Genomic DNA, 15,050 nt, shown 5'->3' with positions numbered 1-15,050 from the left:
TCAACCTATTTAAAAGAAAAATCTCAGTAATGCCATGACAACAATGCCACCAACAATCGTTATCGTCAAACTTCTAGAAATGATAGCTAGCAATAAGGTCGGAACTAACGCAATGACATAAGGCATATTTAACGTGTAACCATGACCATGCATTGGCTGTTGTATTATTGAATCTATGACCAACGCTGTGAATAATGTGATAGGAATAAATGATAGCCACTGTATAACTTTATCAGGTAGATGTACTTTAGAAATCAGCATAAATGGCACAATTCGAATAATGAGCGTGACTAAACCACATAATAAAATAAGTATGAGCATATATGTAGAAATCGTCATTTATCCATCACCACCCCTAGTGTTGCTGCTAAAACAGCTGAAATTAAAATTGCAACATATGAAGGCATCATTAAACTCAATATCAACATCATAACAATAACCGCAACAATTAATACGACATAAATACGGAATCTTGATTTTGTTATTGATTCAAATTGAGCAATTCCTAAAAAGACAAACATCGCAGTAATGGCAAAATCTAAACCAAGCATTTCTGGATTTGAAATATATTTACCAAATATTGCACCTGCAACACACGACACTGTCCAAAATAGATAAGCTGTAATATTTAAACCATGTAACCAGCGATCATTAATTTTTTCTCCTTTTAAATAAGGGGTAATTGCAACTGCAAACGTTTCGTCAGTAACTAATGAACCAAGTCCTACTCTATTCCAGAAACTATATGTTTTATAATTAGGTGCTAAAGACATACTTAATAAGAACATTCTAGAATTGACTATTGCTGTAGTGAGAATAATGGCAGTCATAGGTGTACCAGCAATCACCAGGGCACAGACAATAAATTGTGCTGCACCAGCATATATAACGAGGCACAGTAAGATAATTTCTAAAATACTAAAATTTTGTGAAGCGGCTACAATACCAAATGAAATTCCCACACCTGTATAACCTAGCAATGTTGGAATACATTCTTTAACACCTTGTTTAAATGTTAAATGCGTCATTTATACTGTACCTCCTTTAATTAATTTTTTATTACAATGTAAAAAGAATATACCTAGTCTAATATATGGTTGGTAGATGCGCAATGACTTTAGACTACCGTTTGTGTGAGGTTAGACATACAACCGTCTAAGAATCTTGAATTAATAAGCTTTGAAATTTCAGAATTTTTCGTTATTCGTTTAGACTTACCCTTGTTTATTTTGTTAATATTTGGATGTTATTGTTTGTTTTTTACTTCAATTATTTGGTTACTCCCCTCCCCTATTATTGTATTTATAAATTATCTACCTCATCATTTTTCGTTGTGGCCTTCTTCGCACTTTGACTATATTCTCTCTTATTATCATAACTATAATCACACATAAAAATACTCTTAAAATCATCGACAAATTTATCGATAATTCCAAGAGTATTGAATCAGTTGCTTGACATTAATACTTATTTAATTGGTTTTGAAATTTGAGTTTTACCACCCATAAATGGTACTAATGCATCTGGAATTGTTACTGTTCCATCTTCATTTTGGTAATTTTCAACAATAGCAGCAAATGTACGACCAACTGCTAAACCACTACCATTTAATGTGTGTACTAATTCTGGTTTCGCAGATTTATCACGTTTGAAACGGATATTTGCACGACGTGCTTGGAAGTTTGTACAGTTTGAACATGAACTAATTTCTTTATAGTCATTGTAACTTGGTAACCATACTTCTAAATCATATGTCTTACTTGCACTAAAGCCAATATCACCAGTACATAAAATGACACGACGGTATGGTAGTTGTAACTCTTCTAAGATTGCTTCGGCATTTAAAGTCATTTCTTCTAATGCATCCCAAGAATCTTCTGGTTTTTCAAAGCGTACCATTTCAACTTTATCAAATTGGTGTAAGCGAATTAATCCTCTTGTATCACGACCAGCTGAACCCGCTTCACTACGGAAACATGCAGATTGTCCTGTGAATTTTTCAGGTAAGACATCTGGTTGAATAATTTCATTACGATAGAAGTTTGTTAACGGTACTTCTGCTGTTGGAATCGTATATAATCCTTCTTTTTCTACTTTGAATAAATCTTCTTCGAATTTTGGTAACTGACCAGTACCATACATTGTGTCAGCATTAACAAGTTGTGGTACCATCATTTCTGTATAACCATGTTGTGTTGTATGTTTTGTAATCATATAGTTCATTAAAGCACGCTCTAATTGAGCACCTTCATTTGTTAAATAAACAAAGCGAGCACCTGATACTTTTGCTGCACGATCAAAGTCAGCCATTTTTAATTCTTCTACAATATCCCAATGTGCTTTTGGTTCAAATGTAAATTCGCGAGGTGTACCCCATTTTTTAAGCTCTACGTTATCTTCATCTGATGCACCTTGTGGTACGTCATCACTAATTAAGTTAGGAATACGACAAAGAATTCCTGTCATTTTATTATCTATATCATTTAATTGCTCATCTTTTTTCTTTATGTCATCGCCTAGTGAACGCATTTCAGCAATAACGTCATCAGCATTTTCTTTATTGCGCTTTTTAATAGCGATTTCTTCACTGACTTTATTACGACGTGCTTTCATTTCTTCTGTTTCAGCAATTAATTTACGACGTTGTTCATCTAACTCTAATACGTCATCGACAACTTTTGGATCATCTCCACGTAATTTAATTTTGCTCTTAACTGCTTCAGGTTCATTTCTAAATAATTTTAGATCTAACATTAACCTTCATCCTTTCCCTTTGAATATCTTTTTTATTGGGGGCTAACACGTGATGATACTCTGACAACTGAGACTACTACTTATTCATCTAAGTTGCTTAACTATCACTGCTATTTATTATGACAAATAAAAAAAGACCACATCCCTACAAGGGACGTGGTCTACGCGTTGCCACCCTATTTAACAATTTAGTTATAACTAAATTGCACTTCACTAAAATAACGGTTATGACCGATTGTTCTCATATAGTAGGTAGATTCATATAAATATTGATTCTTGTTCACACTAACCACAAGCTCTCTGAAATCAATTTATTTATATTACTTATCCTACGAACAATAACTTTATTAAGTTATTTTTAATATAGCAAACTACTCTTATATTTTCAAGTGATTCTCTTAGAGTTTATTGCTACTATTTAAATTTCTAATTGTCTGTAAGCATCGTCTCTTAAATATTGTGTTACCGCTTCTATATCTTTATGAAATTGACGATCGTGTGTAATAGCTGGCACTATTTTACGATATTCTTCAAATTTTTGGCGTGTCTTTGGTGATAATTTATCTACGCCTTTTAACTCTGCTGCTTGTAATGCAATAATACATTCAATTGCTAACACACGTCTGGCATTTTCAACAATTTGATAACCATGTCTAGCAGCTGTCGTGCCCATAGAAACATGGTCTTCTTGGTTGGCTGATGAAGTGATGGAATCAACACTCGCTGGATGTGCTAATGTCTTATTTTCAGAAACTAAACTAGCTGCTGCATATTGCATAATCATCGCGCCACTTTGTAACCCTGGTTCAGGACTTAAAAATGCTGGCAAGTCCCCATTTAATTGTGGATTAACTAAACGTTCTAATCGACGTTCTGATACATTCGCTAATTCACTAATACCTAGTTTTAGATGATCTAAGGCAAATGCAATAGGTTGGCCATGGAAGTTACCTCCTGAAATAACAAATGTTTCATTATCTTCTTCAAATATTAATGGATTGTCATTAGCTGCATTCATTTCAAGTTCTAATTTCTCTTTAACATAATTAAACACTTGGAAACTTGCACCATGTATTTGTGGAATACAACGTAATGTATACGCATCTTGTACTCGTAATTCTCCTTGTCTTGTTGTTAATTGAGATTCTGCTAACCACTCTCTCATACGCGCAGCTACATCGATTTGTTCTTGGAAATTACGTACTGCATGTACTTCATGACGATATGCATCTGTAATACCATTCAACGCTTGATGTGTGAGTGAAGCAATCCATTCTGCTTGATAGCCTAAATTTTCTGATTCTATGTAACTAATGACGCCTTGTGCAGTCATCGCTTGTGTACCATTGATAAGTGCTAAGCCTTCTTTAGCTTGTAATTGTAGTGGTTGTCTACCTAATTGTTGTAATACGTGTATACTATCTGTTTCTTCATTTTGATAATATACAGCACCTTCTCCGATTAATGCTAAAGCAAGATGTGATAACGGTGCTAAATCTCCAGAGGCACCTAATGAACCTTGTGATGGTATAACAGGAATAATACGTTCGTTAATAAAGTATTGTAATTGATCCACAAGTTCTACAGTTGCGCCTGAATGTCCTTTTAATAAGGTATTCAAGCGTAAAATCATCATAACAAGTGCTACTTCTTGTGAAAATGGTTGTCCAACACCACATGCATGTGAACGAATTAAATTAACTTGTAATTCATTGTATTGACTAGGATCGATTAACACATCACTAAATAAGCCAAATCCAGTTGTAATACCATAAACAGTTTCTTTATTGTCGATAATACGTTCAACGACAGCTCTACTTTTTTTAACACGTTCAAGTGCTTCATCACTAATTGCTACACGTGATTGTTGTTGTAAAAAACGAGCTATGTCCTCAATTGTTAATGTTTGTCCATCTAAATTCAATGTCATCATAGATGATACCCCCTTGTGATATATAATCTATCACTTTGAAGTATACGTTTTCATTGTTGTAGAAACAATGGTTTCAACCATATTTATACTCTATTATCATACTACTAATGTGATGTGCTAAAGTAATTTAATAATTGTCTTAACTCATATGATGAATGTCACAACTTACCTATTGACGAAACGCTGTTACAGGTATAGTATTTTCTATTGTATTTAATGACTCTATATTATAATGATGCACACAATTGAAGTAGTGCTGCTAAAAGATATAACATAGGACAAACTTCACTTCACGATTACTCACGCGCTAGATGGGTAATGATTACTTTTATAACGGAGGTTATATCATGATGGAAACGTTAGATTCTATTAACATTCCTAAAAGAAAAGAAGATTCACATAAAGGTGATTACGGCAAAATTTTATTAATAGGTGGATCTGCTAATTTAGGCGGTGCCATTATGTTAGCTGCACGCGCATGTGTATTTAGTGGTAGTGGATTGATTACAGTTGCAACACACCCTAACAATCACTCTGCATTACATTCTCGTTGCCCTGAAGCTATGGTCATTGATATTAATGATACGAAAATGCTCACTAAAATGATCGAAATGACAGACAGTATCTTAATCGGACCAGGACTTGGTGTTGACTTTAAAGGCAATAATGCTATCACATTCTTATTACAAAATATTCAACCACATCAAAATTTAATTGTTGATGGTGATGCAATTACAATTTTTAGTAAACTGAAACCACAAATTCCAACATGTCGTGTAATCTTCACACCTCATTTAAAAGAGTGGGAACGTTTAAGTGGTATTCCTATTGAGGAACAAACATATGAACGTAATCGCGAAGCGGTTAATCGCTTAGGTGCAACAGTCGTACTCAAGAAACATGGTACTGAAATTTTCTTTAAAAATGAAGATTATAAATTAACGATTGGTAGCCCAGCTATGGCAACAGGTGGTATGGGTGACACATTAGCTGGTATGATTACTAGTTTCGTTGGTCAATTTGATAGTTTAAAAGATGCTGTCATGAGTGCTACTTATACACATAGCTATATCGGTGAAAATTTAGCTAAAGATATGTATGTAGTTCCACCATCTCGATTAATTAATGAAATTCCATACGCTATGAAACAGTTAGAAAGCTAAAAAGCAATAAAAATAAGACTTCCCTCAATGATAGGGAAGTCTTATTTTTATATATTGTTATTCTTCTTCATTGTCTGATGCTTGTTCCATGTCTTCTTCGACACGTTCCATAAAGTCTTGTCTAATTTCAATGCGTTCATCTGTCTCATCGCCGTCATTACTTTCAATGTTCTGTTCAATGATTTCTTCAGTATGGACAGTATTACCAGGTGTTTGATCTGATACTACAGTTTCACTAATTACATCTGTACCATCTGCAGTATCTTGTTGTTCATTCACTTCTACAACTTCTTCTTCTGGCTCTTCTCTAACTTTTGCTACTGTAGATACAAATTGACCTTCACCTAAACGAATCAAGCGTACACCTTGTGCCGCACGACCATTTTGTGAAATATCAGCTACATCTAAACGGATAATCACACCAGCGTTAGTAACAATCATTAAGTCTTCTTCACCAGATACTGTTGTAATACATACTACATTACCATTGCGTTCAGTAATTGTTGCTGTCTTAATACCTTTACCACCACGATTTGATAAACGATACTCATCTACTGGTGTACGTTTACCATAACCATTTTCAGTAACAACAAGTACTTCATCAACACTATCAGTATGTGCTACATCAAGACCTACAACTTCATCACCTTCTCGAAGTGTAATACCTTTAACACCTGTCGCCGTACGACCTAATGGACGTAATGTTGATTCTGAGAAACGAATTAATGACGCATGTGCTGTACCGATTAAGATATCTTCATCGCCACTTGTTAAGCGTACTGCAATTAATTCATCATCTTCTTTAAATGAAATTGCAATCTTACCGTTTCTATTAATACGTGAGAAGTTGCTTAGTCGAGAACGTTTGACAATACCACGTTTTGTTGCAAATACTAAGAAATCTTCTTCACTTTCCAGATCTTTAACAGCAATCATTGTACTAATATTTTCATCACTATCAAGCTCTATAGCATTAACTACAGGTATACCTTTAGATTGACGTGATAACTCAGGTACTTCATAACCTTTAAGTTTATAAACACGTCCTTTGTTAGTGAAGAATAGCACATTATCATGTGTACTCAATGTTACAAGCTGACTAACAAAGTCTTCTTCCAATGTATTCATACCTTGTACACCACGACCACCACGATTTTGGGCACGATATGTAGAAACAGGTAATCGTTTAATATAGTTATTATGACTAAGTGTAATAACAATTTGTTCTTCTGGGATTAAGTCTTCGTCTTCTAAATCTTCAAAACCACCAAGTTGAATTTCAGTACGACGCTCATCGCCGTATTTCTCTTTGATTTCAGTCAATTCATCTCGAACTAATTGTAATAACACTTCTTCATCAGCTAAGATAGCCTCTAACTCACTAATATAATTTAATAAATCATTATATTCCGCTTCAATCTTGTCACGTTCTAGACCTGTCAAGCGTCTTAAACGCATATCTAAAATAGCTTGAGCTTGTTTTTCACTTAATTTAAAACGTGTTTGTAAGCTTTCCATTGCTACTTTATCTGTTTCAGATTCACGAATCGTTGTGATAATTTCATCGATATGGTCAAGTGCTATACGCAAACCTTCTAAAATATGCGCACGATCTTTAGCTTTTCTTAAATTATATTTTGTACGACGACGAACCACTGTCTTTTGATGTTCTAAGTAGTGTACTAAAGCTTCTTTAAGATTGATTAACTTCGGTCTACCATTAACCAAAGCGATCATATTAACACCAAATGATGTTTGTAATGGTGTTTGTTTATATAAGTTATTTAAAATAACACTCGCATTGGCATCTTTACGAACATCAATAACGATACGTACACCTGTACGTAAACTTGTTTCATCTCGTAAATCAGTGATACCATCAATCTTCTTGTCTCTTACTAATTCAGCAATTTTTTCAATCATACGCGCTTTGTTAACTTGGAAAGGTATTTCTGTAACAACGATACGTTGACGACCACCACCACGTTCTTCAATTTCAGCACGTGAACGCATTTGAATCGAACCTCTACCAGTTTCGTAAGCACGTCTTATACCACTTTTACCTAATATAAGTCCTGCTGTTGGGAAGTCTGGACCTTCAATATCTTCCATCAATTCTGTAATAGAGATGTCTGGGTTCTTACTTAGGCTTAGGACACCATTGATAAGTTCTGTTAAGTTATGTGGTGGTATATTGGTTGCCATACCTACCGCAATACCAGAAGCACCATTCGCTAATAAGTTAGGAAATCTTGCAGGTAAGACTGACGGCTCTCTTTCATTACCATCATAGTTGTCTATAAAATCAATTGTATCTTTGTTGATATCTCGTAACAATTCAAGCGTAATCTTTGTCATACGTGCTTCAGTGTAACGCATTGCTGCTGCACCATCGCCGTCCATTGAACCAAAGTTACCTTGACCATCTACAAGTGGATAACGATAACTAAAATCTTGTGCCATACGTACCATTGCTTCGTATATAGATGAGTCACCGTGTGGGTGATATTTACCCATTACGTCACCAACAATACGTGCCGATTTCTTGTATGACTTATCTGGTGTCATACCTTGCTCATTCAGACCGTATAAGATACGTCTATGAACTGGTTTTAATCCATCTCGAACATCTGGCAACGCACGCGCTACGATTACACTCATCGCGTAATCTAAAAATGATTCACGCATTTCATTGGTTATATTTCGTTCATTTATTCTTGATTGAGGTAATTCAGCCATCAAGAGATCCTCCTTCAAATTTCAGTTCATCTGACTTAGAAGTCTAAGTTGGCATAAACTGCATTATCTTCAATAAATTGTCTACGGTTTTCTACTACATCACCCATTAACATTTCAAATGTTTGGTCTGCTTCTATTGCATCTTCTAATTTAACTTGTAGTAGTGATCGGTGTTCTGGGTTCATAGTTGTATCCCACAATTGATCTGCATTCATTTCACCAAGACCTTTATAACGTGCAATTGACCATTTAGGTGTTGGATTAAGTTCAGCTTTAAGTTTATCTAACTCTCTATCATTGAATACGTAATATTTTTGCTTACCTTGAGTTAATTTATATAACGGTGGTTGTGCAATATAAACATAACCAGCTTCGATTAATGGTCTCATAAAGCGATAGAAGAATGTTAGTAATAATGTTCTAATATGCGCACCATCTACATCGGCATCCGTCATAATGACAATCTTATGATAACGTGCTTTTGATAAGTCAAAGTCGCCACCGATACCCGTACCAAACGCTGTAATCATTTGACGAATCTCATTATTATTTAAAATTCGATCAAGACGAGCTTTTTCAACATTTAAAATTTTACCTCGTAACGGTAAAATTGCTTGTGTTCTTGAATCACGACCTGATTTTGTAGACCCTCCGGCAGAGTCACCTTCGACTAAGAAGATTTCACATTCTTCAGGTACTTTACTTGAACAGTCTGCTAATTTACCTGGTAAACTTGCCACATCTAACGCTGACTTACGGCGTGTCACTTCACGTGCTTTTTTGGCTGCTACACGGGCATGTGATGCCATAATACCTTTTTCGACAATGACACGAGCAACTTGTGGATTTTCATATAAAAATCTTTCAAAGTGTTCTGCAAATAATTTGTCTACAATTTGGCGAACTTCGGAATTACCTAATTTCGTTTTAGTTTGACCTTCGAATTGTGGATCACTATGTTTGATAGATACAATGGCTGTCATACCTTCTCGAGTATCTTCACCTGTTAATCTTTCTTTATCTTCTTTCATGATCTTACTGTTAAGACCATAGTTATTTAATACACGTGTTAATGCTCGTTTAAAGCCATCTTCATGTGTACCACCTTCATACGTATGGATGTTATTAGCATATGTTAATAAATTCGTTGCATAACCAGAATTGTATTGGATGGCAATTTCAACTTCGACATCATCTTTTGACTGATGAATATAGATTGGCTCATCGTATAAAGGCTCTTTATTTTCATTGAGTAGTTCAACGTAAGATTTAATACCACCTTCATAGTGATATGAGTCTTCTCTGATATTTTCTTTATCACGTTCGTCTCTTAGAGTGATTTCAATACCTTTGTTTAAAAATGCTAACTCTCTAATACGTTGTTGTAATGTCTCATAGTTATAAACTTGTGTTTCAGTGAAAATACTGCCATCTGCTTTGAAACGAATTGTTGTACCCGTTACATCTGTTGTACCTACTTCTTTTAAATCAAATTGAGGTACACCTTTTTTGTATGCTTGATGGTATATTGTATCGTTTCTATGAACGTATACTTCTAAATCTTCTGATAAGGCATTAACTACTGATGAACCTACACCATGTAGACCACCAGAAACTTTGTAGCCTCCGCCACCAAATTTACCACCAGCATGTAAAACAGTTAAGATAACTTCTACTGCAGGACGTCCCATTTTTTCTTGAATATCTACAGGTATACCACGTCCGTTATCTGTTACTTTTATCCAGTTGTCTTCTTGAATGATAACTTCAATTTTGTTTGCATATCCTGCTAAAGCTTCATCAATACTGTTATCGACAATTTCCCAAACTAAGTGGTGCAAACCTCTTTCAGAAGTTGAACCAATATACATACCTGGTCTTTTACGAACCGCTTCAAGACCTTCTAGTACTTGTATCTGCCCAGCACCATAATTTTCCGTGTTGTTTACATCTGACAATGCAGTCACCATCGCTTTCTGTTACTTTATAATTTCGCCTTGATTAATACGATACAATTTAGCGTTATTCATTATTTCATGATCAATACCATCTACAGATGTCGTTGTGACAAATGTTTGTACTTTATGTTGAATAGTACTTAGCAGATGTGTTTGCCGTGAATCATCTAACTCACTTAAAACATCGTCTAACAGTAATATTGGGTATTCCCCAACTTCAATATTCATTAGCTCGATTTCCGCTAATTTAATAGACAAAGCTGTCGTACGTTGCTGTCCTTGTGAACCATATGTTTGTGCGTCCATGCCATTTACACTAAAGCCTAAATCATCACGATGAGGTCCAAATAAGCTCATACCTCTTTCTTTTTCTCTTTGCATATTGTCACTCAGTATCGTCATTACTTCTTCAAGTAAGACATTGTCATCTTCAGTTTCATTACTAAGTTTAAGACTAGGCAAATAATTTAAAGAGAGTATCTCTTTATTATTTGTAATGCCGGCATGTATTGGTTTAGCTAAAGTTTCAAGTTCTTTAATAAAATGTGCACGTTTGGTCGTAACCTTTAATGCATATTCTGCAAACTGCTGATTTAATACTTCTAACATCGTTAAATCTGTCTTTTGACCCATTTGCAGTTGTTTTAAGTAGTTATTCTTTTGTTTTAAAATACGTTGGTATTGTGTTAAATCGTTCAAGTAAACAGCAGAAATTTGACCCAACTCCATATCAATAAAACGTCGTCTTATTTGAGGAGAGCCCTTGACGATATTTAAATCTTCTGGCGCAAAAAGAACCACGTTGAGATGACCAATGTACTGCGTTAGTCTGCTTTGCTCTAAGTGATTCACTTTGACTTGTTTACCTTTTTTAGTTATAAACATCGTTAATGGCATTTTGCCATGTCTGTAACTAAGTTCACCTTCTATTTTAGCATACTCAGCATCGAAACGTATGAGTTCCTTATCGTTACTTGTTCTATGACTTTTTGCTAATGCCAAGGTATAAATTGATTCTAATAAGTTTGTCTTTCCTTGTGCATTTTCACCGATTAGGATATTAACATCAGGATGACAGTTAAGTGTAACTTCCTCGTAGTTACGATAATTTTCTAATTGGAGTGTATTTAACTTCATTGTTCACCTTGATGAATGATTAAAAAAGCACCGGTATCTTCAGGCAATTCAGGGATATCTATACGATCATTATGTTCTAATTTTTTACCACGACGAGTTTCTCGTACCCCATTGATCAACACTTCAAAGTCTTGTAAAAACCATTTTGCTTGACCACCTGACTCTATAATACCTTCTGTTTTAAGAAATTGACCTAAATTAATGTCGCCTTCCACTACAACTTGTTGAACCAAAATAATCACTCCGTTTCTTTGTATGTCATCAATATATTATACCTTTTTTTGACACAAATTTCATTTAAAATAGCGTTTGAAATCGTTTACTTATTGATAATTAGTTTGAATTTGACATTAGCTTCTAAATTTTCAATATCACTAGTGATAAATAAGTAATCATACACACTTTATCAGTGTGATTTTACATTTGTATGTTTTTGACATTTTAAAGGGCTTTTTAGCGTGTTTATTTATTTTACGTTCTATTTATCGATTTATATAAATTATTTTTATATCGCAGCTCTAAATGGCTTATAAGAGTAAATTAAAAAAAGAGTTAGGACAAAATTAATTACGTCCCAACTCTTATCTTTGGCTAAATCTAATATGTTCTAATTGGTAAAATCAATTGAGTGACTGAATCGTCACCTTTTGGTTTTAAGATAAATGGTTTCATAGTTCCGAAAAATTCTACGTCAACTTCATCATTATCAATGGCTTTAAGTGCATCCATCATGTATTTAGAGTTGAAAGAAATTTTTAAGTTACCGCCTTCTACATCATTAGCATTAACTTCTTCTTTCACTGTTCCAATTTCAGGTGAAGTTGATGATAATTCAACAACATCATTTCCAGTACTTAATTTAATAACATTGTTGCCACCTTCTCTTGCTAATAATGACGCACGATCAATAGCATGGTAAAATTCACCGTTATTTATACTTAATTTAATTTCATAATTTTCAGGGAATAAGCGCGTTGTATCTGGATAATGACCTTCTAATAAACGTGAAATAAAGTTGACATTACCTACTTTAAATAGCACTTGGTTCGAAGCGAAGAAGATATCAATTTCATCTTCATTATCAGACATAATTTTATTAAGTTCAGCTAAAGCTTTACCTGGAATGATGACATTTTTATTTTCAGAAGCATCTTCCAATTGCAATTTCCTTACAGCCAAGCGGTGTGAGTCAGTCGCTGTGCATATTAATTCATTATCTTGTATAAGCCAGTTTACACCTGTTAACACCGGGCGTGTTTCTGAGGTGGACACTGCAAAGTTGGTTTGTGCTATGACATTTTTTAATACTTTTACTGATAATTGAATCGCATCATCTCTTGAAACTTGTGGTAATAATGGGTATTGGTCTGGATCTAATCCACTTAAATTAAATTCAGAATGACCTGATGTTATTAACGTTTGAAATTGTTCATTTGTAGATAATTTAACGTCTTTACCAGGTAATTTTTTAATAATATCGACAAAGAAACGACCAGGAAGTACTACTGAGCCTGTTTCTGTTATATCAACTATATCCTCACCATCAACAGTTTTAGGAATAGTGATTTCAATTGATATTTCTGAATCTGATCCAGTTAAGATAACTTCATTATCTTTGGCATCAATTTTAATACCAGTCAAAATTGGTAATGTTGTTCTTGGTGATATTGCTTTTAATGTGTCATTTAATTGATTAATAAAATAATCACGTTTAATTGAGAATTCCATCATTAAATAAAACTCCTTCCAGTCGTTTATATATAATTATATAGGTTTTAAGTTCTTAGTAATAGTAGTAGGTGCTGTGGATTGGTGGATAAGTCTATAAAATCCACGAATAGCAAAGTTATTCACATGTGCATAACTTGTGTATGATGTGTACAACTTTTAAAGATTATCCACATATTCGAAAGTTACTTATTTTCATTATTACTTGTTAATTTAGAGAGAAAAAGGACTATACATCGCTTCTGTTATATAACAGTTGTTATTTCCCGTAGTATTTTAGTCATTGCGTATGTCTTTTTCTAAGTTTTCTACTTCTTGTTTAAAAATAGGATCTTCTTTTAAATCTTTTGAGATTTTTTCATGTGCATGAATAACTGTTGTATGATCACGTCCACCAAATTCTTCACCAATTTTAGGTAATGAAAAATCTGTTAGTTCTCTAGATAGGTACATTGCGATTTGACGTGGATATGCAATCGATTTAGTTCGTTTTTTAGCACTAAAATCTTCAAGTCTAACATTATAATATTGACCTACTACTTTTTGTATATCTTGGATTGTTATTTTTTTAGATTTCGGAGCTTGGATAATATCTTTTAATGCTTCTGCAGTTAATTCAGTTGTGATTGGCTTACCTAACAATTGAGAGTATGCCAATAAACGTGTTAATGCACCTTCCAATTCACGAATGTTAGATTGAATTTGGTTGGCAATATAATTCAGTGCTTCAGCTGGAATATCTAAATGCTCTTCTTCGATTTTTTTCTGTAAAATAGCCATTCGAGTTTCGTAATCTGGTGGTGTGATATCTACAATTAATCCCCATTCAAAACGCGATCTTAATCGTTCTTCTAACTGAGCAATTTCTTTAGGTGGTCGATCACTTGAAATAACTATCTGTTTATTATTTTGATGCAATTCATTAAATGTGTAGAAAAATTCTTCTTGAGTCTGTACTTTATTTTGAATAAATTGAATATCATCTATAAGTAAGACATCAATATTACGGTATCTTTCTCTAAAAGCTTCAGCTTCATTATCACGTATAGATTTAATAAATTCATTTGTAAATTTCTCACTAGATGTATAAATCACTTTAGCATCAGGGTTATTATCTAAGACATGGTGACCAATGGCATGCATTAGATGGGTCTTTCCTAAACCTACGCCTCCATAAATGAACAAAGGATTATATGCTTTTGCTGGAGCCTCTGCTACAGCTAAACTAGCTGCGTGTGGAAATCTATTTCCAGGTCCAATAACAAATGTATCGAAGGTATTGTGAGCATTAAATTGCTCTCTTCCTAAAACATGGTTGTCATAATTTGGTTCACTTGGTTTATCTGAAGTTTCTTTAGTAGTCGAAACTTCATTATTACTATAATTTGCTAATTCATCAGTAGTAATAAAATGTGGCTTAACATCATAACCTATTACATCAAAGAGTATGGCTTGAATGATTTCAGCATATTGTTGATTTAACCAATTTGCGTTAAATGGCATGCTTGAAAGCACAATTGCTTCATTATCTTTAATGGAATAGAGTTCAGTATCTTTAAGGAAAGTTGAATAACTCATTGCAGATAATCTTTCTTGAGCAATTTCGAGTACTTTCTCCCAAATTTCTTTTTCCGACAT

Annotated in this window: 11 protein-coding genes and 1 other annotated feature; of the genes, 1 reads left to right on the top strand and 10 read right to left on the bottom strand. The window is 34.0% G+C overall.

The annotated features are described in order from the left end of the window. Nucleotides 1-9: 9 nt before the first annotated feature. The 4 genes from J3R86_RS00055 to hutH all read right to left on the bottom strand — a co-directional run bounded on the left by J3R86_RS00055 (nt 10) and on the right by hutH (nt 4,684). On the bottom strand, nt 10-339 hold the full coding sequence (locus J3R86_RS00055; protein WP_207517528.1) for an AzlD domain-containing protein: 330 nt from the start codon (nt 337-339) through the stop codon (nt 10-12). Further along, nucleotides 336-1,028 carry an AzlC family ABC transporter permease gene (locus J3R86_RS00050; RefSeq protein WP_207517527.1) on the bottom strand — a complete coding sequence of 231 codons (693 nt, stop codon included), beginning with the start codon at nt 1,026-1,028 and terminating at the stop codon, nt 336-338. Before J3R86_RS00050 ends, J3R86_RS00055 begins: the two co-directional genes overlap by 4 nt. Before the next feature lie 439 nt (nt 1,029-1,467). Further along, nucleotides 1,468-2,754 carry a serine--tRNA ligase gene (gene serS, locus J3R86_RS00045; protein WP_207517526.1) on the bottom strand — a complete coding sequence of 429 codons (1,287 nt, stop codon included), beginning with the start codon at nt 2,752-2,754 and terminating at the stop codon, nt 1,468-1,470. A 147-nt stretch (nt 2,755-2,901) separates the two neighbouring features. Then, nucleotides 2,902-3,094: a binding site (T-box leader), on the bottom strand. Nucleotides 3,095-3,172: 78 nt separating this feature from the next. Next, on the bottom strand, nt 3,173-4,684 hold the full coding sequence (gene hutH, locus J3R86_RS00040; RefSeq protein WP_207518475.1) for a histidine ammonia-lyase: 1,512 nt from the start codon (nt 4,682-4,684) through the stop codon (nt 3,173-3,175). A gap of 353 nt (nt 4,685-5,037) precedes the next feature. On the opposite strand from hutH, the gene J3R86_RS00035 reads away from it, so the two are divergent. Continuing rightward, nucleotides 5,038-5,850 (top strand): NAD(P)H-hydrate dehydratase, encoded by an 813-nt coding sequence (locus J3R86_RS00035; RefSeq protein WP_207518474.1) that lies wholly within the window; start codon nt 5,038-5,040, stop codon nt 5,848-5,850. Between the two features lie 57 nt (nt 5,851-5,907). Here the strand turns inward: J3R86_RS00035 and gyrA are convergent, their stop codons facing one another. The 6 genes from gyrA to dnaA all read right to left on the bottom strand — a co-directional run bounded on the left by gyrA (nt 5,908) and on the right by dnaA (nt 15,050). Beyond that, entirely contained in the window at nt 5,908-8,589 is a 2,682-nt protein-coding gene (gene gyrA / locus J3R86_RS00030; protein WP_207517525.1) for a DNA gyrase subunit A, read from the bottom strand. Nucleotides 8,590-8,624: 35 nt separating this feature from the next. Further along, complete coding sequence (gyrB, locus tag J3R86_RS00025; RefSeq protein ID WP_207517524.1) at nt 8,625-10,559, bottom strand: DNA topoisomerase (ATP-hydrolyzing) subunit B; 1,935 nt, start codon at nt 10,557-10,559, stop codon at nt 8,625-8,627. Nucleotides 10,560-10,568: 9 nt separating this feature from the next. Further along, nucleotides 10,569-11,684, bottom strand: a complete 1,116-nt coding sequence (recF, locus tag J3R86_RS00020; protein WP_207517523.1) for a DNA replication/repair protein RecF — start codon at nt 11,682-11,684, stop codon at nt 10,569-10,571. Further along, nucleotides 11,681-11,926, bottom strand: a complete 246-nt coding sequence (gene yaaA, locus J3R86_RS00015) for a S4 domain-containing protein YaaA (protein WP_088177445.1) — start codon at nt 11,924-11,926, stop codon at nt 11,681-11,683. Before yaaA ends, recF begins: the two co-directional genes overlap by 4 nt. A gap of 355 nt (nt 11,927-12,281) precedes the next feature. Then, entirely contained in the window at nt 12,282-13,415 is a 1,134-nt protein-coding gene (gene dnaN, locus J3R86_RS00010; RefSeq protein WP_207517522.1) for a DNA polymerase III subunit beta, read from the bottom strand. A 273-nt stretch (nt 13,416-13,688) separates the two neighbouring features. After that, nucleotides 13,689-15,050 carry a chromosomal replication initiator protein DnaA gene (gene dnaA / locus J3R86_RS00005; RefSeq protein ID WP_207517521.1) on the bottom strand — a complete coding sequence of 454 codons (1,362 nt, stop codon included), beginning with the start codon at nt 15,048-15,050 and terminating at the stop codon, nt 13,689-13,691.

This window comes from Staphylococcus simiae, assembly GCF_017357005.1.
Lineage (GTDB): Bacteria > Bacillota > Bacilli > Staphylococcales > Staphylococcaceae > Staphylococcus > Staphylococcus simiae_A.
This window is presented reverse-complemented; position numbering and strand designations above follow the sequence as displayed.

Bases quoted from the DNA above. Each gene is read 5' to 3' on its own strand.
- J3R86_RS00035 (WP_207518474.1), top strand. From the start codon at position 5,038: ATGGAAACGTTAGATTCTATTAACATTCCTAAAAGAAAAGAAGATTCA.
- dnaA (WP_207517521.1), bottom strand. From the start codon at position 15,050: ATGTCGGAAAAAGAAATTTGGGAGAAAGTACTCGAAATTGCTCAAGAA.
- dnaN (WP_207517522.1), bottom strand. From the start codon at position 13,415: ATGATGGAATTCTCAATTAAACGTGATTATTTTATTAATCAATTAAAT.
- serS (WP_207517526.1), bottom strand. From the start codon at position 2,754: ATGTTAGATCTAAAATTATTTAGAAATGAACCTGAAGCAGTTAAGAGC.
- J3R86_RS00055 (WP_207517528.1), bottom strand. From the start codon at position 339: ATGACGATTTCTACATATATGCTCATACTTATTTTATTATGTGGTTTA.
- hutH (WP_207518475.1), bottom strand. From the start codon at position 4,684: ATGACATTGAATTTAGATGGACAAACATTAACAATTGAGGACATAGCT.
- recF (WP_207517523.1), bottom strand. From the start codon at position 11,684: ATGAAGTTAAATACACTCCAATTAGAAAATTATCGTAACTACGAGGAA.
- gyrA (WP_207517525.1), bottom strand. From the start codon at position 8,589: ATGGCTGAATTACCTCAATCAAGAATAAATGAACGAAATATAACCAAT.
- J3R86_RS00050 (WP_207517527.1), bottom strand. From the start codon at position 1,028: ATGACGCATTTAACATTTAAACAAGGTGTTAAAGAATGTATTCCAACA.
- gyrB (WP_207517524.1), bottom strand. From the start codon at position 10,559: ATGGTGACTGCATTGTCAGATGTAAACAACACGGAAAATTATGGTGCT.